The following is a 20,133-nucleotide window of genomic DNA, read 5'->3' on the forward strand; positions in this document are numbered from 1 at the left end:
CCCTCGTCAGGCCCTGATCAGGCCCTGATCAAGGGCCTGATCAGGGGGTCCGGCAAAGGGGTGGCCAGGGGGCCGATCACGGTCCGGCGGAGGGCGGACGAAACGGATTTGGGCGATCGGCGAGGGACCGTGTAATGTCTTCCTCGCTCGCCCCAATAGCTCAGTCGGTAGAGCGTCTCCATGGTAAGGAGAAGGTCTGCGGTTCGATTCCGCATTGGGGCTCTGGTGATCGGGTAACCCCGCTTCGGCGGGGGGACTCGTCATCAAAGCGGTGTAGCTCAGTCGGTAGAGCAAGCGGCTCATAATCGCTGTGTCACCGGTTCAAGTCCGGTCACCGCTACTAACGGTAGCCGATTGTGGGGTCGGTCCTTCGATCGGCTACTCTTTTTTGCGTTCATCCGTCCATCGTCCGTCCAAGGAGCACTCACGTGGCTGCCACCGACGTCCGCCCGAAGATCACGCTGGCCTGCGTGGAGTGCAAGGAGCGGAACTACATCACCAAGAAGAACCGGCGTAACAACCCGGACCGTCTTGAGATGAAGAAGCACTGCCCGCGCTGCAACTCGCACACTGCGCACCGCGAAACGCGCTGAAAACAGGCTCGTACACGAGGCCGTCCCCATTGGGGGCGGCCTCGTGTCGTTGTATGGGTTGCACTTCGCCCAATTCGACTTTCATCAGGAGGTAGCGAGCTCATGGCGCTCGACCAGTCCTTCGTGGGGCGGACCTATCCGCCCACCCCGGCGTACGAGGTCGGCCGGGAGAAGATCCGGGAGTTCGCAGAGGCGGTGGGTGACACCAATCCTGCGTACGTGGATCCCGAGGCCGCAAAGGCCCTCGGTCATTCGGATGTGATCGCTCCGCCCACGTTCGTCTTCTCGATCACGTTCAAGGCCGCCGGGCAGGTGGTCCAGGATCCGCAGCTCGGCCTGGACTACAGCCGTGTGGTGCACGGCGACCAGAAGTTCGCGTACGTGCGCCCAGTGCGGGCGGGGGACCGGCTGACGGTCACCTCGACGATCGAGGCGGTCAAGTCGATGGCGGGCAACGACATCGTGGACATCCGCGGCGAGGTGCACGACGAGAGCGGTGAGCACGTCGTGACCGCGTGGACGAAGCTGGTGGCGCGTGCCGCCGAGGAGGCGTGATGACGGCGAGGATTGCGTACGAGGCGGTCGAGGTCGGTACGGAGCTGCCGGCGCAGTCGTTTCCGGTGACCCGGGCGATGCTCGTGCAGTACGCGGGCGCGTCGGGTGACTTCAACCCGATCCACTGGAACGAGAAGTTCGCGCGCGAGGTCGGGCTCCCGGATGTGATCGCGCACGGCATGTTCACCATGGCCGAAGCGGTCCGGGTGGTCACGGACTGGACCGGTGACCCGGGCGCGGTCGTCGAGTACGGGGTGCGGTTCACCAAGCCGGTCGTCGTACCGAACGACGACACGGGTGCGTCCGTCGAGGTCAGCGGCAAGGTCGGCGCGAAGCTGGACGACAACCTGGTGCGGGTGGACCTCACCGCGATGAGCGACGGCAAGAAGGTGCTGGGCATGTCCCGCGCCGTGGTCCGGCTGGCCTGAGGTACGGGTCCGGCGCGCGCCGGACTCCCGTCGCAGCCCGACCTGCGGCCCTGTGCGTACGGTCCGTGGCCCCGCCCGAGCGGTGGGACCGCGGACCGTACTCTTGTCCCCGTGCAGGAACTCCACGATGCCCCCCTCGCCCCCCTGACCACCTTCCGGCTCGGCGGCCCCGCCAGCCGCCTTCTGACGGCCACCACCGACGCCGAGGTGGTCGCCGCCGTGCGCGAGGCCGACGGGAGCGGCACCCCGCTCCTGGTCATCGGCGGCGGCTCCAACCTGGTCATCGGCGACAAGGGATTCGACGGAACCGCCCTGCGCATCGCGACCAAGGGCTTCGAGCTTTCGGGTACGAAGCTGGAACTGGCGGCCGGCGAGGTCTGGACCGACGCCGTGGCCCGCACGGTCGAGGCCGGCCTGGCAGGCATCGAGTGCCTCGCCGGGATCCCCGGGTCCGCCGGGGCGACGCCGATCCAGAACGTCGGCGCCTACGGGCAGGAGGTGTCCTCGGTCATCACCGAGGTCGTCGCCTACGACCGGTCCACCCAGGAGACGGTCACCGTCCCGAACGCCGCATGCGCCTTCTCGTACCGGCACAGCCGCTTCAAGGCCGAGCCCGACCGCTTCGTCGTGCTCCGTGTCCGGTTCGAGCTGGAGGAGGCGGGCGGACAGTCCGCGCCCCTGCGCTACCCCGAGACAGCCCGTGCCATGGGCGTCGAACAGGGTGATCGCGTTCCCGCCGCGGCCGCCCGCGAAACGGTCCTGAAGCTGAGGGCGGGCAAGGGCATGGTCCTCGACCCGGAGGACCACGACACCTGGTCGGCAGGGTCATTCTTCACCAACCCGATCCTCGACGAGGCGCAATACGCCGCCTTCCTCGCCCGCGCCGAGGAGCGACTGGGTGCGGACGTCACGCCTCCGGCCTTCCCCGCGGGCGAGGGCCGCGTGAAGACCTCCGCCGCCTGGCTCATCGACAAGGCGGGCTTCGCCAAGGGCTACGGCACGGGCCCGGCCCGTATCTCCACCAAGCACACGCTCGCCCTCACCAACCGCGGCGGCGCGACGACCGAGGACCTGCTGGCCCTGGCCCGCGAGGTCGTCGCCGGGGTCCACGAGGCCTTCGGCGTCACGCTCGTCAACGAACCGGTGACGGTCGGCGTCAGCCTGTAGCCGGGGCCGCCCGGCCGGGCCGGCTTGCGGCAGGAGTCCGGGGAGCCCGTGACCGGGCCCTCAGTAGGCGACGCCCACACCCTGCTTCACGGCCGTCGGGTCGTTGATCAGGGTGAGCATCGCATGCGCCACATCGGCCCGTGAGATGGACCGGCCGCTGCGCGGAGTGCCGCCGACGACCGTCCGGTACACACCCGTCCGGACGCCGTTCGTCAGCTTCGGAGGCCGCACGGACGTCCAGTCCGTGGCGCTGCGGGCCAGCGCGGCCTCCATCCGCGTCAGATCCGCGTACAGCTCCTTGAGGACCGCGCCGATCGCCTTGCGCATCAGACGGTCCGCCAGGGGTTCGTCCGTCGCCTCCGGCCCGACCGGGGCCGCGCTCACCACCAGGAGCCGGCGCACCTCCGTGGCCTCCATCGCGCGCAGGACCTGCCCGGTGAGCCGCTCCGCGACGTCGCCCGACTTCCGCCCCCGCGACCCGAGCCCGGACAGCACCGCGTCCCGCCCCGCCACCGCCGCGCGCACGGCCTCCTCGTCGCCGAGCCGCACCACCGCGTGCAGACCGGGCCGGGCGGTCCCCTCCGGGAGCCGGGCGGGATCGCGGACCACCGCCGTCACCTCGTGCCCCGCTCCGAGCGCCTGCTGCACGATCTCCTGGCCGACGGCTCCTGTCGCACCGAACACTGTGAGCCTCATCGTGCACGCCCTCTCCGAGTGGGTGAGTGTTCACTCACCTCTAGAGTGAGTGGACACTCACCCACTCGTCAAGGCTGTCGGGAGCACGCATGGAGCAGAAACCGGCCCGCGTCCGAATCGTCGACGCGGCCCATGAGCTCATGCTCGACCTGGGTCTCGCGCGGACGACGACGAAGGAGATCGCGAAGGCGGCCGACTGCTCCGAAGCGGCGCTGTACAAGTACTTCGCCAGCAAGGAAGAGCTCTTCGTGACCGTGCTCAGCGAACGGCTGCCCGGGCTCGGGGCGCTCCTGAGTCATCTGGCGCCGGGGGAGGGTGACATCGAGCAGAACCTCACCGAGATCGCCCGCCGGGCCGCGCTCTTCTACCAGCAGACCTTCCCGATGGCCGCGTCGCTCTACGCGGAGCCGCAGCTCCAGCGCCGCCACCGGGCGGCGATGCGCGAGATGGGCACCGGACCGCACAAGCCGATCCAGGGACTCGACGCCTACCTGCGCGCCGAACAGCGGGCCGGCCGCATCCGGACGGACGCCGACACGTACGCCGCCGCGTCCCTGCTGCTGGGCGCCTGCGCCCAGCGCGCCTTCGCCTACGAGATGGCACCCGAGGGCAGGCCCCCGCAGCCACTGGACGAGTTCGCCGCCTCGATCGCCCGCACCCTGCTCGCCGGAATCAGCTGACGAGCCACGCGTCGACTCCGGCCAGCAGCTTCTCCCGGACGTCGACCGGTGCCGCCGACCCGCGTACGGACTGCCGCGCCAGCTCGGCCAGCTCCTCGTCGGTGAAGGCGTGGTGGCGCCGTACGAGGTCGTACTGGGCAGCCAGCCGCGAACCGAACAGCAGCGGGTCGTCCGCGCCGAGCGCCATCGGGACCCCCGCGTCGAACAGAGTGCGCAGGGGAACGTCCGCGGGCTTCTCGTAGACACCCAGCGCCACGTTGGAGGCCGGGCAGACCTCGCAGGTCACCCCGCGCTCCGCGAGCTTGCGCAGCAGCCGGGGATCCTCGGCCGCCCGCACGCCGTGCCCGATCCGGGACGCGTCGAGGTCGTCCAGGCAGTCCCGGACGCTGGAGGGCCCGGAGAGCTCGCCGCCGTGCGGGGCAGCGAGGAGGCCGCCCTCACGGGCGATGGCGAACGCGCGGTCGAAGTCGCGAGCCATGCCGCGGCGCTCGTCGTTGGAGAGCCCGAAGCCGACGACGCCCCGGTCCGCGTACCGCACGGCGAGGCGGGCCAGCGTCCGGGCGTCCAGCGGGTGCTTCATCCGGTTCGCCGCGATCACGACCCGGATCCCGAGCCCGGTATCGCGGGCCGCCCTGTCCACGGCGTCCAGGATGATCTCGATGGCCGGGATGAGCCCGCCGAGCAGTGGGGCGTACGAGGTGGGGTCGACCTGGATCTCCAGCCACCCGCAGCCGTCCGCCACGTCCTCCATGGCTGCCTCGCGCACGAGGCGCTGGATGTCCTCGGGGGAGCGCAGGCAGGACCGGGCGATGTCGTACAGGCGCTGGAAGCGGAACCAGCCGCGCTCGTCGGTCGCCCGCAGCCGGGGCGGTTCGCCGCTGGTGAGCGCCTCGGGGAGGTGCACCCCGTACTTGTCCGCGAGTTCGAGCAGGGTCGTCGGCCGCATCGACCCGGTGAAGTGCAGGTGCAGATGGGCCTTGGGCAACAGCCTTACGTCACGCTCCATTGAAGGATCTTGCCGCACATGGGGGGTGTCGCGGTAGCCGGATTCCCTCCTGAGTTACCGCTCGAACAAAGAAGTGGCCCCCGGTCGGAACCGGGGGCCACGTCTTCGTTCAGGGGTGCACGGGTCAGTCGCGGGCCTCGCCCAGCAGCTTCTGGAGCCGCGAGACGCCCTCGACGAGGTCGTCGTCGCCCAGCGCGTACGACAGGCGCAGGTAGCCCGGGGTACCGAAGGCCTCACCCGGTACGACGGCGACCTCGGCCTCGTCCAGGATGAGGGCGGCGAGCTCGGCCGAGTCGGCCGGACGCCTGCCCCGGATCTCCTTGCCGATCAGCCCCTTCACCGACGGGTACGCGTAGAACGCGCCCTCGGGCTCGGGGCAGAGCACACCGTCGATCTCGTTGAGCATGCGCACGATCGTCCGGCGGCGCCGGTCGAAGGCGGTCCGCATCTCGGCGACCGCGTCCAGCGGGCCGGAGACCGCGGCCAGCGCGGCGACCTGGGCGACGTTGCTGACGTTGGACGTGGCGTGCGACTGAAGGTTGGTCGCGGCCTTGACGACGTCCTTCGGGCCGACGATCCAGCCCACCCGCCAGCCGGTCATCGCGTAGGTCTTGGCGACTCCGTTGACCACGATGCACTTGTCGCGCAGTTCGGGCACGAGCGCGGGGAGCGAGGTGAACTCCGCGTCGCCGTAGACCAGGTGCTCGTAGATCTCGTCGGTCAGCACCCACAGGCCGTGCTCGACGGCCCAGCGGCCGATCGCCTCGGTGTCGGCCCTGTCGTATACGGCGCCCGTCGGGTTGGACGGCGAGACGAACAGGACGACCTTCGTGCGCTCGGTGCGGGCCGCTTCGAGCTGCTCCACGGAGACCCGGTAGCCGGTGGTCTCGTCGGCCACGACCTCGACGGGGACGCCTCCCGCCAGACGGATGGACTCGGGGTAGGTCGTCCAGTACGGGGCGGGCACGATGACCTCGTCGCCCGGGTCCAGGATCGCGGCGAAGGCCTCGTAGATGGCCTGCTTGCCACCGTTGGTCACCAGGACCTGGGACGGCTCGACCTCGTAGCCGGAGTCGCGCAGCGTCTTCTCTGCGATGGCGGCCTTGAGCTCGGGGAGCCCGCCCGCCGGGGTGTAGCGGTGGTACTTCGGGTTGGAGCAGGCCTCGATCGCGGCGTCGACGATGTAGCCGGGGGTCGGGAAGTCGGGCTCACCGGCGCCGAAGCCGATCACCGGACGCCCAGCGGCCTTGAGGGCCTTGGCCTTGGCGTCGACGGCGAGGGTGGCGGACTCGGAGATCGCACCGATGCGGGCCGAAACCCGGCGCTCGGACGGAGAAGTTGCAGCGCTCATGCCCCCATGCTCGCAGACCGGAAATGCCGTCGGCACAGGGGTTTCAGGGACCGGACAGGAGTCGGACAGCATCCGGACAGGACCGGTCGGTAGTTGTCTGTTCGACGCGACGCCCCTGAGCACGTACACTCACCTGTCGTTGGCCTTCATCAGCCGCACCGTTTTTGCACCCGGCCCACCGGGGAGGATGCGGTAGGTTGGTGGAAACCACAAAGGGTCGTAGCTCAATTGGTAGAGCACTGGTCTCCAAAACCAGCGGTTGGGGGTTCAAGTCCCTCCGGCCCTGCTACACACTCCTTCGCCAGGATGTGTGCGCATGTACGTACTTCAATGCATCGCCGTGCGGCTCCACCGGGCGCGGCACGGCCACGACCCGGAATCAGGTGAGTAGCGTGACGGACGCCGTGGGCTCCATCGACATGCCTGATGCCGATGATGAGGCCCCCGAGTCGAAGAAGAAGACCCGGAAGGGCGGCAAGCGCGGCAAGAAGGGCCCTCTGGGCCGGCTCGCGCTGTTCTACCGCCAGATCGTTGCCGAGCTGCGCAAGGTCGTCTGGCCCACTCGCAGCCAGCTGACGACCTACACGGCCGTGGTGATCGTGTTCGTGGTCGTCATGATCGGCCTCGTTACCGTGATTGACTTCGGTTTCGCGCGGGTCATCAAGTACGTCTTCGGCTGATCCCGCGGAGGGCGCCTCACAGGCGCCCCTTTCGCATGTTCCACCCATTTGTATCCAGGAAGAAGCAGCCATCGTGTCTGACCCGAACCTGAACGACGACGCCGAGCCCACGGCGAGCGCCGTCGAGTCCGCCGAGGACGAGCTCGACATCGTCGAGGCGGCGGACGCCGTGGCCCCGGACCAGGTCGAAGCTGCTGACGACGCCGCGGGCGAGCCCGCCGAGCAGGACGCCGTGCACGTCGAGTCCGACGAGGACGCGGAGGCCGAGGAGGCCGCCGAGTCCGACGAGGCCGCTGACGACACGGACGCCGCCGCTGACGAGGACGCCGCCGAGTCCGACGAGGACGCGGAGGAAGAGGCCGAGCCGGCCGCCCCCGTCGACCCCGTCGCCGCCCTGCGCGAAGAGCTGCGCGCTCTCCCCGGCGAGTGGTACGTCATCCACACGTACGCCGGCTACGAGAAGCGCGTGAAGGCCAACCTGGAGCAGCGCGCCGTCTCGCTCAACGTCGAGGACTTCATCTACTCGGCCGAAGTGCCCGAGGAAGAGATCGTCCAGATCAAGAACGGTGAGCGCAAGAACGTCCGTCAGAACAAGCTCCCGGGATACGTCCTGGTGCGCATGGACCTGACGAACGAGTCCTGGGGCGTCGTCCGCAACACGCCCGGCGTGACCGGATTCGTCGGCAACGCCTACGACCCGTACCCGCTGACCCTGGACGAGATCGTCAAGATGCTCGCCCCGGAGGCCGAGGAGAAGGCCGCCCGCGAGGCCGCAGAGGCCGAGGGCAAGCCGGTTCCGGCCCGCAAGGTCGAGGTCCAGGTGCTGGACTTCGAGGTCGGCGACTCGGTCACCGTCACCGACGGCCCGTTCGCGACGCTGCAGGCGACGATCAACGAGATCAACGCCGACTCGAAGAAGGTCAAGGGCCTCGTCGAGATCTTCGGTCGCGAAACCCCGGTCGAGCTCAGCTTCGACCAGATCCAGAAGAACTAGCGGTTTCCGCAGCTTCCGGACACATGCCTACCGAGCAGGTCAGACCGGCTTCGCAGCCGGTCTGACCTGCTCGGTTTTTGGTCGCGCAGCTATACCCGTTATCGTTGTGCGGTATGCCTCCATCCGGATGACCGGAATGGCGGCGAAACACTCTCACTAGGACCCGGAGAGAGCAATGCCTCCCAAGAAGAAGAAGGTCACGGGGCTTATCAAGCTCCAGATCAACGCCGGTGCGGCCAACCCGGCCCCGCCGGTCGGCCCCGCACTGGGCCAGCACGGCGTCAACATCATGGAGTTCTGCAAGGCCTACAACGCCGCGACCGAGTCGCAGCGTGGCATGGTCGTGCCGGTGGAGATCACGGTCTACGACGACCGCTCCTTCACCTTCATCACGAAGACTCCGCCGGCCGCCAAGCTGATCCTCAAGGCTGCGGGCGTGGAGAAGGGCTCCGGCGAGCCGCACAAGACCAAGGTTGCCAAGCTGACGGCTGCCCAGGTCCGCGAGATCGCCACGACGAAGCTCCCCGACCTGAACGCCAACGACCTCGACGCCGCGTCGAAGATCATCGCTGGCACCGCCCGTTCCATGGGCATCACGGTCGAAGGCTGATTCAGCCCCGTAAGCCCTCAGTGGTAGGACCAAGCGCTGGTCCGCACCACGACTCCACACTCTGATAACCACAGGAGTAGAAGTGAAGCGCAGCAAGAACCTCCGCGCTGCGGACGCGAAGATCGACCGGGAGCGCCAGTACGCCCCGCTCGAGGCCGTCCGTATCGCCAAGGACACCGCCTCCACGAAGTTCGACAGCACCGTCGAGGTCGCCTTTGCCCTGGGTGTAGACCCGCGCAAGGCCGACCAGATGGTCCGTGGCACCGTGAACCTCCCGCACGGCACCGGCAAGACCGCCCGGGTCCTGGTCTTCGCGACCGGTGACCGTGCTGCGGCCGCGGAAGCCGCGGGCGCCGACATCGTCGGCGCCGACGAGCTCATCGACGAGGTAGCGAAGGGCCGTCTGGACTTCGACGCAGTCGTCGCGACCCCGGACCTCATGGGCAAGGTCGGCCGCCTGGGCCGCGTGCTCGGTCCGCGTGGTCTGATGCCGAACCCGAAGACCGGCACCGTCACCCCCGATGTCGTCAAGGCTGTCAACGACATCAAGGGCGGCAAGATCGAGTTCCGCGTCGACAAGCACTCGAACCTGCACTTCATCATCGGAAAGACCTCTTTCGATGACACGAAGCTGGTCGAGAACTACGGTGCGGCTCTCGAGGAGATCCTCCGCCTGAAGCCGTCCGCCGCCAAGGGCCGCTTCATCAAGAAGGCGACCCTGAGCACGACGATGGGCCCCGGCATCCCGCTGGACTCCAACCGCGTGCGCAACCTCCTCGTCGAGGAGGACCCGGCCGCCGTCTGAAGCTGACGGCTGGTCGCGGACCGCGTGACTGAAAACCGTCCCTCACCGCTCTCCGGAGCGGCGAGGGACGGTTTTTTTCATGCGCCGACTGTCGGTGGTGTGAGTTACGGTCCAAGGATTCGTCAACACGCAAGGGGTGGGGCATGGGTATGTCGGCATGGAGGCGCGCGGGCGTCGCGGTGACGGTCGCGGCTGTGATCGCAGGTGTCGCCGGGTGTCAGGGCGAGGAGAAGAAGCCGGCGGCGGACGCGCCGAAGGCGGAGACCGAGGTCCGGTCGGGGGCGGCGGTGACCCAGATGCTGACGGCCGCGTACAAGAAGACCGCGGCCGCCAAGTCGGCCAAGGTCCACATGACGATGGAGATGCCCGTCGCCACCGACGGCGGCTCCATGGAGATGTCCGGCACGATGGGGTGGGGCCCCGCGGTGATGGACATGACCATGAAGGGTGAGGCGTTCCAGATCTCTCCGGACGCACCCGAGCAGATACGTATGGTCATGCTGGACGACGTCATGTACATGGACATGGGTTCAGAGGCCGCTGCCGGGATGGACGGCAAGCGCTGGATGAAGATGGACTTCGCCGCCATCGCGGAGGCGTCCGGTGATGCTGCCGCGCAGAAGCAGTTGACCCGCGGCATGGAGGGCATGAACCAGGACCCTGCCCAGCAGCTGGCCCTTCTCCTGGAGTCCCCGAACCTCAAGCACGTCGGTGCCGAGAAGATCGGCGCCGTCGAGACGCAGCACTACAAGGGCTCGCTCTCGGTCAAGGAGATGCTGGCCGCGAACGAGTCGCTCGACGTCCTCACGGACGAAGACCGGAAATCTCTGCTGGCCAATGTGGAGAAGTCCGGGATCAAGGGTTACGACACCGAGGTCTGGGTCAACGAGGACGGCTACCCGATGCGCATGGACGTCGGTATGGACACCCCTCAGGGGGAGATCACGATCGTGGCCGAGTATGCGGACTACGGCACCGACGTCGCCGTCACCGCACCGCCTGCGAGCGCGACTTTCGACCTGATGGAGATGCTGGAGGAGCTCGGACAGGGCGCGACCACCTGACCCGCCCGTGCCCGTGGGGTTCACCTCGTTGACCCGATTTGCCTGATCGCGATCCGGTCGCGTACGCTCCTCAGGAAGCCAAAGACCGCTGGTCGTTGCCGCGCTCTCGCAAGAGGGACGGTGACCGAAGGATCCGTCGAGAACGGACGACCTGCGCAGGTGACTGTGGAAAGCTCCCGGATTCATTCGGTCGAGCTACGCCCTGGCGCCTGCGCCGGGGCGTTTCGTCTTTCCCGGCCCCTTCTGAGCGGTCCTCATCACCCGGAAGGAGGCCGACGCTCATGGCAAGGCCCGACAAGGCTGCCGCGGTAGCCGAGCTGACGGACCAGTTCCGCAGCTCGAACGCCGCTGTGCTGACCGAGTACCGGGGTCTCACCGTGGCGCAGCTCAAGGAGCTGCGTCGTTCTCTCGGTGAGAACGCCCAGTACGCCGTGGTGAAGAACACGCTGACCAAGATTGCGGCCAACGAGGCCGGGATCGACACGCTGGACGACCTGTTCGCAGGTCCGACGGCGGTTGCCTTCATCACCGGTGACCCGGTGGAGTCGGCGAAGGGTCTTCGTGACTTCGCCAAGGACAACCCCAACCTCATCATCAAGGGCGGTGTCCTTGACGGTAAGGCGCTGTCCGCCGATGAGATCAAGAAGCTCGCGGACCTCGAGTCCCGCGAGGTTCTGCTCGCCAAGCTGGCCGGCGCCATGAAGGGCAAGCAGACTCAGGCTGCGCAGCTCTTCCAGGCACTGCCGTCGAAGTTCGTCCGCACCGCGGAAGCGCTTCGCGCCAAGAGGGCCGAGCAGGGCGGTGCCGGTACGCCGGCTCCCGCCGACGCCGAGGTGGCGGAGTAACACTCCGCGTCCACGGCTCGAAGCGGGCCCGTACGCCCGCCTACATATACATCCGGCACCTGCCGAATTAGTGGAAGGACGCCATCATGGCGAAGCTCAGCCAGGAAGACCTGCTCGCTCAGTTCGAGGAGCTCACCCTCATCGAGCTCTCCGAGTTCGTTAAGGCGTTCGAGGAGAAGTTCGACGTCACCGCCGCCGCGGCCGTCGCCGTTGCCGGCCCCGCCCAGGGTGGCGGCGCTGCCGAGGCCGTCGAGGAGCAGGACGAGTTCGACGTCATCCTCACCGGTGCCGGCGAGAAGAAGATCCAGGTCATCAAGGTCGTGCGTGAGCTGACCTCCCTGGGCCTCAAGGAGGCCAAGGACCTCGTGGACGGCGCCCCGAAGCCCGTCCTCGAGAAGGTCGCCAAGGAGGCCGCCGAGAAGGCTGCCGAGTCCCTCAAGGGCGCCGGCGCCTCCGTCGAGGTCAAGTGACCCTGCGAGTCATCTGACTCCTCAGGACCGTCTCTGCCGCGAGGCAGGGATGTCACATCGCAAAGGGCGATCACCCAATCGGGTGGTCGCCCTTTGGCGTACCCCCTGACGCTGCCTTGATCTTCCGTCGGCGGCGAGTAGGGTGATCTTCGCCGTGCGTCTCCCAGGGGGCGTCAACGGGCGTCCTGGGGCCCCAGGTGAAGATCGCAGAATGTCCGTCCGGTGCTCGGGGGCCTTGACGAACCGCACGCGGCGCGCAATTCTCAGGACGCGTCGTCATCTCGATCCTCATCCGAGGCATGGATCGAGAACGAAGAGGGCAGTAAAGAAGAGCGCACACCGCGCGAGGGCTATTCATAGGTGTTGAGAACAGCTGTTGAGAGCAACGTGGGTCTCTGAGAACCCCGACTGGACATCAGTGTGCCGCTTGGCTACACTGACCCTTTGCGCTGCCTGTTAGCTGCCTCCTGCCCGTCACCAGGGGCATGCCCACGCCTAGCACCGATGACCGACTCTTCCCTGATCTTGGGATTTCTGTCTCTGTGTGCGGCTTGGGGCCGGTACGCGCGTAGTGAGTCCGAGCCCTCGGAAGGACCCCCTCTTGGCCGCCTCGCGCAACGCCTCGACCTCGAATACGAACAACGGTGCCAGCACCGCCCCGCTGCGCATCTCTTTTGCAAAGATCAGGGAGCCCCTCGAGGTTCCGAACCTCCTCGCGCTGCAGACCGAGAGCTTTGACTGGCTCCTCGGCAACGCCGCCTGGAAGGCTCGCGTCGAGGCTGCTCTGGACAGCGGACAAGACGTCCCCACCAAGTCCGGCCTGGAGGAGATCTTCGAGGAGATTTCGCCGATCGAGGACTTCTCCGGGTCGATGTCGCTCACGTTCCGCGACCACCGCTTCGAGCCCCCGAAGAACTCCATCGACGAGTGCAAGGAGCGCGACTTCACGTTCGCCGCGCCGCTCTTCGTCACGGCCGAGTTCACCAACAACGAGACCGGCGAGATCAAGTCCCAGACGGTCTTCATGGGCGACTTCCCGCTCATGACCAACAAGGGCACCTTCGTCATCAACGGCACCGAGCGTGTCGTCGTGTCGCAGCTGGTCCGCTCGCCGGGTGTCTACTTCGACTCCTCCATCGACAAGACGTCCGACAAGGACATCTTCTCCGCCAAGATCATCCCTTCCCGGGGTGCCTGGCTGGAGATGGAGATCGACAAGCGCGACATGGTCGGTGTCCGCATCGACCGCAAGCGCAAGCAGTCCGTCACCGTCCTTCTGAAGGCTCTCGGCTGGACCACCGAGCAGATCCTCGAGGAGTTCGGCGAGTACGAGTCGATGCGCGCCACCCTGGAGAAGGACCACACCCAGGGCCAGGACGACGCGCTGCTCGACATCTACCGCAAGCTGCGCCCGGGCGAGCCGCCCACGCGTGAGGCCGCTCAGACGCTGCTCGAGAACCTCTACTTCAACCCGAAGCGCTACGACCTCGCGAAGGTCGGCCGCTACAAGGTGAACAAGAAGCTCGGCGCCGACGAGCCGCTCGACGCCGGTGTCCTCACCAGCGACGACATCATCGCGACCATCAAGTACCTGGTGAAGCTGCACGCCGGGGAGACCGAGACGGTCGGCGAGAGCGGTACCCAGATCGTCGTCGAGACCGACGACATCGACCACTTCGGCAACCGTCGTCTGCGCAACGTCGGCGAGCTCATCCAGAACCAGGTCCGTACGGGTCTGGCTCGTATGGAGCGCGTCGTGCGTGAGCGCATGACGACCCAGGACGTCGAAGCGATCACGCCGCAGACCCTTATCAACATCCGGCCGGTCGTCGCCTCCATCAAGGAGTTCTTCGGCACCAGCCAGCTGTCGCAGTTCATGGACCAGAACAACCCGCTGTCGGGTCTCACCCACAAGCGCCGCCTGTCGGCTCTTGGCCCGGGTGGTCTGTCCCGTGAGCGGGCCGGCTTCGAGGTCCGAGACGTGCACCCGTCCCACTACGGACGCATGTGCCCGATCGAGACCCCTGAAGGCCCGAACATCGGTCTGATCGGTTCGCTCGCCTCGTACGGACGCGTCAACGCGTTCGGTTTCGTCGAGACGCCGTACCGCAAGGTCGTCGAGGGTGTCGTCACCGACGACGTCGACTACCTGACCGCCGACGAGGAAGACCGCTTCGTGATCGCCCAGGCGAACGCGACGCTGTCCGAGGACATGCGGTTCACCGAGCCGCGCGTCCTGGTCCGCCGTCGTGGCGGAGAGGTCGACTACATCCCCGGCGACGACGTCGACTACATGGATGTCTCGCCGCGCCAGATGGTGTCGGTCGCGACCGCCATGATCCCGTTCCTCGAGCACGACGACGCCAACCGTGCCCTCATGGGCGCGAACATGATGCGTCAGGCCGTGCCGCTGATCACGTCCGAGGCTCCGCTCGTCGGCACCGGCATGGAGTACCGCTGCGCGGTCGACGCCGGTGACGTCATCAAGGCGGAGAAGGACGGTGTGGTCCAGGAGGTTTCCGCGGACTACGTCACCGTCACCAACGACGACGGCACGTACACCACGTACCGCATCGCCAAGTTCTCCCGCTCGAACCAGGGCACCTCGGTCAACCAGAAGGTTGTCGTCGAAGAGGGCGCCCGCGTGGTCGAAGGCCAGGTCCTGGCCGACGGTCCCGCCACCGAGATGGGCGAGATGGCGCTCGGCAAGAACCTCCTCGTGGCGTTCATGCCGTGGGAGGGTCACAACTACGAAGACGCGATCATCCTGTCGCAGCGTCTGGTGCAGGACGACGTCCTCTCCTCGATCCACATCGAGGAGCACGAGGTCGACGCCCGTGACACCAAGCTCGGCCCGGAGGAGATCACCCGGGACATCCCGAACGTCTCCGAAGAGGTCCTCGCGGACCTCGACGAGCGCGGCATCATCCGTATCGGTGCCGAGGTCACGGCCGGTGACATCCTCGTCGGCAAGGTCACGCCCAAGGGCGAGACCGAGCTGACGCCGGAGGAGCGTCTGCTCCGCGCGATCTTCGGTGAGAAGGCGCGCGAGGTGCGCGACACCTCGCTGAAGGTCCCGCACGGCGAGATCGGCAAGATCATCGGCGTCCGCGTCTTCGACCGCGAAGAGGGCGACGAGCTGCCGCCGGGCGTGAACCAGCTGGTCCGCGTCTACGTCGCGCAGAAGCGCAAGATCACTGATGGTGACAAGCTCGCCGGCCGTCACGGCAACAAGGGCGTCATCTCGAAGATCCTGCCGATCGAGGACATGCCGTTCCTGGAGGACGGCACCCCGGTCGACATCATCCTCAACCCGCTGGGTGTCCCGTCCCGAATGAACCCGGGACAGGTACTGGAGATCCACCTCGGCTGGCTCGCCAGCCGCGGCTGGGACGTCTCCGGCCTCGGTGACGAGTGGGCCAAGCGCCTGCAGTCCATCGGCGCCGACCAGGTCGCCCCCGGCACCAACGTCGCGACCCCGGTCTTCGACGGCGCCCGCGAGGACGAGATCACCGGCCTCTTCGAGGCCACGATCCCGAACCGCGACGGCAACCGGCTGGTTCAGCCCTCGGGCAAGGCCAACCTGTTCGACGGCCGCTCCGGTGAGCCGTTCCCCGAGCCGGTCTCGGTCGGCTACATGTACATCCTCAAGCTGCACCACCTGGTCGACGACAAGCTCCACGCCCGTTCGACCGGACCGTACTCCATGATCACGCAGCAGCCGCTGGGTGGTAAGGCACAGTTCGGTGGGCAGCGATTCGGTGAGATGGAGGTGTGGGCCCTTGAGGCTTACGGCGCCGCATACGCCCTCCAGGAACTGCTGACGATCAAGTCCGACGACGTGACCGGCCGCGTGAAGGTCTACGAGGCGATCGTCAAGGGCGAGAACATCCCCGAGCCCGGCATTCCCGAGTCCTTCAAGGTGCTCATCAAGGAAATGCAGTCGCTCTGCCTCAACGTGGAGGTGCTGTCCTCGGACGGTATGTCCATCGAGATGCGTGACACGGACGAGGACGTCTTCCGCGCGGCGGAGGAGCTCGGTATCGACCTGTCCCGGCGCGAGCCGAGCAGCGTCGAAGAGGTCTGACGGGTTGGCCGGCCGGATCCCAGTGATCCGGCCGGCTCTCCCCGGACCCGTTCAGACCATTGCTGAAGTGCCCCGATTTCTCGCTCAGGCGAGGGGGCTCGAACCCCCGAAAGAGGGATTGACGACAAGTGCTCGACGTCAACTTCTTCGACGAGCTGCGGATCGGCCTTGCCACCGCGGACGACATCCGGACCTGGTCCCACGGCGAAGTGAAGAAGCCGGAGACCATCAACTACCGCACGCTCAAGCCCGAAAAGGACGGACTCTTCTGCGAGAAGATCTTCGGTCCGACCCGGGACTGGGAGTGCTACTGCGGCAAGTACAAGCGTGTCCGCTTCAAGGGCATCATCTGTGAGCGTTGTGGCGTCGAGGTCACGCGCGCCAAGGTGCGCCGTGAGCGCATGGGCCACATCGAGCTTGCCGCTCCCGTCACCCACATCTGGTACTTCAAGGGCGTCCCGTCGCGCCTGGGCTACCTGCTGGACCTCGCGCCGAAGGACCTCGAGAAGGTCATCTACTTCGCCGCGTACATGATCACGTTCGTCGACGAGGAGCGCCGCACGCGCGACCTCCCGTCGCTGGAGGCGCATGTCTCCGTCGAGCGCCAGCAGGTCGAGAACCGTCGCGACTCGGACCTCGAGAACCGTGCCAAGAAGCTCGAGACCGACCTGGCCGAGCTCGAGGCCGAGGGTGCCAAGGCCGACGTGCGCCGCAAGGTGCGCGAAGGTGCCGAGCGTGAGATGAAGCAGCTGCGCGACCGTGCGCAGCGCGAGATCGACCGTCTCGACGAGGTGTGGAGCCGCTTCAAGAACCTCAAGGTCCAGGACCTCGAGGGTGACGAGCTGCTCTACCGCGAGCTGCGTGACCGTTTCGGCACGTACTTCGACGGCTGCATGGGTGCTGCTGCCCTGCAGAAGCGCCTGGAGTCCTTCGACCTCGACGAGGAGGCCGAGCGCCTCCGCGAGATCATCCGTACCGGCAAGGGCCAGAAGAAGACCCGTGCGCTCAAGCGCCTCAAGGTCGTCTCCGCGTTCCTGCAGACCAGCAACAAGCCCAAGGGCATGGTGCTCGACTGCGTGCCGGTCATCCCGCCGGACCTGCGTCCGATGGTGCAGCTGGACGGTGGCCGCTTCGCGACCTCCGACCTGAACGACCTGTACCGCCGTGTGATCAACCGCAACAACCGCCTCAAGCGTCTCCTTGACCTCGGTGCCCCCGAGATCATCGTGAACAACGAGAAGCGGATGCTGCAGGAGGCCGTCGACGCACTGTTCGACAACGGCCGCCGCGGTCGCCCGGTCACCGGTCCCGGTAACCGTCCCCTGAAGTCCCTCAGCGACATGCTGAAGGGCAAGCAGGGCCGTTTCCGTCAGAACCTCCTCGGCAAGCGTGTGGACTACTCCGCGCGTTCCGTGATCGTCGTCGGTCCGCAGCTCAAGCTGCACCAGTGCGGTCTGCCGAAGGCGATGGCGCTGGAGCTCTTCAAGCCGTTCGTGATGAAGCGCCTGGTGGACCTGAACCACGCGCAGAACATCAAGTCGGCCAAGCGCATGGTCGAGCGTGGCCGCACGGTCGTGTACGACGTCCTCGAAGAGGTCATCGCCGAGCACCCGGTGCTGCTGAACCGTGCACCCACCCTGCACCGCCTCGGCATCCAGGCCTTCGAGCCCCAGCTGGTCGAGGGCAAGGCCATCCAGATCCACCCGCTCGTCTGCACCGCGTTCAACGCGGACTTCGACGGTGACCAGATGGCCGTGCACCTTCCGCTCTCCGCGGAGGCGCAGGCCGAGGCCCGCATCCTGATGCTGTCCTCGAACAACATCCTGAAGCCGGCCGACGGCCGTCCCGTCACCATGCCCACCCAGGACATGGTGCTCGGCCTCTTCTTCCTCACCACGGACGAGGAGGAGCGCAAGGTCATCGGTCAGGGCCGGGCGTTCGGCTCGACGGCTGAAGCGATCATGGCCTTCGACGCCCGCGAGCTCTCGCTCCAGGCACAGGTGGACATCCGCTTCCCGGTGGGCACCATGCCTCCGCGCGGCTGGGTGCCGCCGGTCGCCGAGGAGGGCGAGCCCGAGTACCAGCCGGGTGACACCTTCCGGCTGCGTACGAGCCTGGGCCGCGCGCTCTTCAACGAGCTGCTGCCCGAGGACTACCCGTTCGTCGACTACTCGGTGGGCAAGAAGCAGCTCTCCGAGATCGTCAACGACCTGGCCGAGCGTTACCCCAAGGTCATCGTGGCGGCGACGCTCGACAACCTGAAGGCCGCCGGCTTCCACTGGGCGACCCGTTCCGGGGTCACCGTCTCTGTTGCCGACATCGTCGTCCCCGAGGCCAAGAAGGCCATCGTCAAGGGCTACGAGGAGCAGGACGAGAAGGTCCAGAAGCAGTACGAGCGCGGTCTGATCACCAAGGACGAGCGCACGCAGGAGCTCATCGCGATCTGGACCAAGGCGACCAACGAGGTTGCCGAGGCGATGAACGCGAACTTCCCGAAGACGAACCCCATCTTCATGATGGTCGACTCGGGTGCCCGAGGAAACATGATGCAGATGCGTCAGATCGCGGGTATGCGTGGTCTGGTGTCGAACGCGAAGAACGAGACCATCCCGCGTCCGATCAAGGCCTCCTTCCGTGAGGGCCTCACCGTTCTGGAGTACTTCATCTCCACGCACGGTGCCCGTAAGGGTCTGGCGGACACCGCCCTGCGTACCGCCGACTCGGGTTACCTGACCCGTCGTCTGGTGGACGTCTCGCAGGACGTGATCATCCGCGAGGAGGACTGCGGCACCGACCGCGGCCTCAAGCTGAAGATCGCCGTCAAGGGTGCGGACGGTGTGCTCCGCAAGACGGAGGACGTCGAGACCTCGGTCTACGCCCGCATGCTGGCCGAGGACGTCGTCGTCGACGGCAAGGTCATCGCGCCTGCCAACGTCGACCTCGGTGACGTCCTGATCGACGCCCTGGTGGGCGCCGGAGTCGAGGAGGTCAAGACCCGCTCGGTCCTGACCTGTGAGTCCGCGGTCGGCACCTGTGCCTTCTGCTACGGACGCTCGCTCGCCACCGGCAAGCTGGTCGACATCGGTGAGGCGGTCGGCATCATCGCCGCCCAGTCCATCGGTGAGCCCGGTACCCAGCTGACGATGCGTACCTTCCACACCGGTGGTGTGGCCGGTGACGACATCACGCAGGGTCTGCCCCGAGTCGTCGAGCTCTTCGAGGCACGTACACCCAAGGGTGTCGCCCCGATCTCGGAGGCCAAGGGCCGTGTCCGGATCGAGGAGACCGAGAAGACCAAGAAGCTCGTCGTCACGCCGGACGACGGCAGCGAGGAGACGCCGTTCCCGATCTCCAAGCGTGCCCGTCTGCTGGTCGGCGAGGGCGACGCGGTCGAGGTGGGCCAGAAGCTCACCGTCGGTGCCACGAACCCGCACGACGTGCTGCGGATCCTCGGTCAGCGCGCGGTCCAGGTCCACCTGGTCGGCGAAGTCCAGAAGGTCTACAACTCGCAGGGCGTGTCGATCCACGACAAGCACATCGAGATCATCATCCGGCAGATGCTGCGCCGAGTGACGATCATCGAGTCCGGCGACGCGGAGCTGCTGCCGGGCGAGCTCGTCGAGCGGTCGAAGTTCGAGGTCGAGAACCGTCGTGTGGTCACCGAGGGCGGTCACCCCGCCTCCGGTCGTCCGCAGCTGATGGGTATCACCAAGGCCTCGCTCGCCACCGAGTCGTGGCTGTCGGCGGCGTCCTTCCAGGAGACGACCAGGGTCCTGACCGACGCGGCGATCAACGCCAAGTCGGACTCCCTGATCGGCCTCAAGGAGAACGTCATCATCGGTAAGCTCATCCCGGCCGGTACGGGTCTGTCCCGCTACCGCAACATCCGGGTCGAGCCGACCGAGGAAGCCAAGGCCGCGATGTACTCGGCCGTCGGCTACGACGACATCGACTACTCGCCGTTCGGCACGGGCTCCGGCCAGGCCGTTCCGCTGGAGGACTACGACTACGGTCCGTACAACCAGTAAGCGAGTCGCTTGATACGACCGAAGGGCGGTCACCCCGTTTCGTACGGGGTGGCCGCCCTTCGGCGTGTCCGGTT

At 67.1% G+C, this 20,133-nt stretch carries 17 protein-coding genes and 3 tRNA genes; 17 read left to right on the forward strand and 3 right to left on the reverse strand.

All coding sequences use genetic code 11. The features are described from left to right. Positions 1-149 precede the first annotated feature (149 nt). The 6 genes from ABZS61_RS27325 to ABZS61_RS27350 all read left to right on the forward strand — a co-directional run bounded on the left by ABZS61_RS27325 (position 150) and on the right by ABZS61_RS27350 (position 2,743). Positions 150-222: transfer RNA gene (locus ABZS61_RS27325), tRNA-Thr, on the forward strand. 45 nt (positions 223-267) lie between these two features. Then, positions 268-340: transfer RNA gene (locus ABZS61_RS27330), tRNA-Met, on the forward strand. An 88-nt stretch (positions 341-428) separates the two neighbouring features. Beyond that, a complete protein-coding gene (gene rpmG / locus ABZS61_RS27335) occupies positions 429-593 on the forward strand; it encodes a 50S ribosomal protein L33 (protein WP_003956487.1) in 165 nt (54 codons plus the stop codon). Positions 594-695: 102 nt separating this feature from the next. Next, entirely contained in the window at positions 696-1,148 is a 453-nt protein-coding gene (locus ABZS61_RS27340) for a MaoC family dehydratase N-terminal domain-containing protein (protein ID WP_329208321.1), read from the forward strand. After that, on the forward strand, positions 1,148-1,576 hold the full coding sequence (locus ABZS61_RS27345) for a MaoC family dehydratase (protein WP_351175753.1): 429 nt from the start codon (positions 1,148-1,150) through the stop codon (positions 1,574-1,576). Before ABZS61_RS27340 ends, ABZS61_RS27345 begins: the two co-directional genes overlap by 1 nt. Before the next feature lie 111 nt (positions 1,577-1,687). Beyond that, positions 1,688-2,743 (forward strand): UDP-N-acetylmuramate dehydrogenase, encoded by a 1,056-nt coding sequence (locus ABZS61_RS27350; protein ID WP_356426653.1) that lies wholly within the window; start codon positions 1,688-1,690, stop codon positions 2,741-2,743. A 60-nt stretch (positions 2,744-2,803) separates the two neighbouring features. On the opposite strand, the gene ABZS61_RS27355 is transcribed toward ABZS61_RS27350, so the two are convergent. Beyond that, positions 2,804-3,439 carry an NAD(P)H-binding protein gene (locus ABZS61_RS27355; RefSeq protein ID WP_356426656.1) on the reverse strand — a complete coding sequence of 212 codons (636 nt, stop codon included), beginning with the start codon at positions 3,437-3,439 and terminating at the stop codon, positions 2,804-2,806. An 89-nt stretch (positions 3,440-3,528) separates the two neighbouring features. Between ABZS61_RS27355 and ABZS61_RS27360 the strand changes: the two genes are divergently transcribed. Next, positions 3,529-4,119, forward strand: a complete 591-nt coding sequence (locus tag ABZS61_RS27360; protein ID WP_356426659.1) for a helix-turn-helix domain-containing protein — start codon at positions 3,529-3,531, stop codon at positions 4,117-4,119. On the opposite strand, the gene ABZS61_RS27365 is transcribed toward ABZS61_RS27360, so the two are convergent. Together ABZS61_RS27365 and ABZS61_RS27370 are read right to left on the reverse strand one after the other, a co-directional pair. After that, positions 4,112-5,125 (reverse strand): adenosine deaminase, encoded by a 1,014-nt coding sequence (locus ABZS61_RS27365; RefSeq protein ID WP_356426662.1) that lies wholly within the window; start codon positions 5,123-5,125, stop codon positions 4,112-4,114. The genes ABZS61_RS27360 and ABZS61_RS27365 overlap by 8 nt on opposite strands. Positions 5,126-5,249: 124 nt before the next feature. Beyond that, positions 5,250-6,476 (reverse strand): pyridoxal phosphate-dependent aminotransferase, encoded by a 1,227-nt coding sequence (locus ABZS61_RS27370; RefSeq protein ID WP_356426665.1) that lies wholly within the window; start codon positions 6,474-6,476, stop codon positions 5,250-5,252. A 213-nt stretch (positions 6,477-6,689) separates the two neighbouring features. Here ABZS61_RS27370 and ABZS61_RS27375 point away from each other — a divergent pair. From ABZS61_RS27375 to ABZS61_RS27420, 10 genes are all read left to right on the forward strand, one after another. Continuing rightward, a tRNA-Trp gene (locus tag ABZS61_RS27375) sits at positions 6,690-6,762 on the forward strand. Positions 6,763-6,868: 106 nt separating this feature from the next. Beyond that, on the forward strand, positions 6,869-7,156 hold the full coding sequence (gene secE / locus ABZS61_RS27380; RefSeq protein ID WP_329208312.1) for a preprotein translocase subunit SecE: 288 nt from the start codon (positions 6,869-6,871) through the stop codon (positions 7,154-7,156). A gap of 73 nt (positions 7,157-7,229) precedes the next feature. Beyond that, complete coding sequence (nusG, locus tag ABZS61_RS27385) at positions 7,230-8,150, forward strand: transcription termination/antitermination protein NusG (RefSeq protein ID WP_356426669.1); 921 nt, start codon at positions 7,230-7,232, stop codon at positions 8,148-8,150. A 175-nt stretch (positions 8,151-8,325) separates the two neighbouring features. Continuing rightward, complete coding sequence (rplK, locus tag ABZS61_RS27390; RefSeq protein WP_329208309.1) at positions 8,326-8,760, forward strand: 50S ribosomal protein L11; 435 nt, start codon at positions 8,326-8,328, stop codon at positions 8,758-8,760. Between the two features lie 82 nt (positions 8,761-8,842). After that, positions 8,843-9,565, forward strand: a complete 723-nt coding sequence (gene rplA / locus ABZS61_RS27395; RefSeq protein WP_356426673.1) for a 50S ribosomal protein L1 — start codon at positions 8,843-8,845, stop codon at positions 9,563-9,565. Between the two features lie 143 nt (positions 9,566-9,708). Next, on the forward strand, positions 9,709-10,629 hold the full coding sequence (locus ABZS61_RS27400) for a hypothetical protein (RefSeq protein ID WP_356426676.1): 921 nt from the start codon (positions 9,709-9,711) through the stop codon (positions 10,627-10,629). 281 nt (positions 10,630-10,910) lie between these two features. Next, a complete protein-coding gene (gene rplJ / locus ABZS61_RS27405; RefSeq protein WP_356426679.1) occupies positions 10,911-11,474 on the forward strand; it encodes a 50S ribosomal protein L10 in 564 nt (187 codons plus the stop codon). Positions 11,475-11,560: 86 nt separating this feature from the next. Then, complete coding sequence (gene rplL, locus ABZS61_RS27410) at positions 11,561-11,944, forward strand: 50S ribosomal protein L7/L12 (protein WP_356426682.1); 384 nt, start codon at positions 11,561-11,563, stop codon at positions 11,942-11,944. 601 nt (positions 11,945-12,545) lie between these two features. Next, positions 12,546-16,031 carry a DNA-directed RNA polymerase subunit beta gene (rpoB, locus tag ABZS61_RS27415; RefSeq protein ID WP_356426685.1) on the forward strand — a complete coding sequence of 1,162 codons (3,486 nt, stop codon included), beginning with the start codon at positions 12,546-12,548 and terminating at the stop codon, positions 16,029-16,031. Positions 16,032-16,159: 128 nt separating this feature from the next. Beyond that, positions 16,160-20,059, forward strand: coding sequence for a DNA-directed RNA polymerase subunit beta' (locus ABZS61_RS27420; protein WP_351176403.1), 3,900 nt, complete (start codon positions 16,160-16,162; stop codon positions 20,057-20,059). Positions 20,060-20,133 lie beyond the last annotated feature (74 nt).

Source organism: Streptomyces sp. NPDC005566 (genome assembly GCF_040605575.1).
GTDB lineage: Bacteria > Actinomycetota > Actinomycetes > Streptomycetales > Streptomycetaceae > Streptomyces.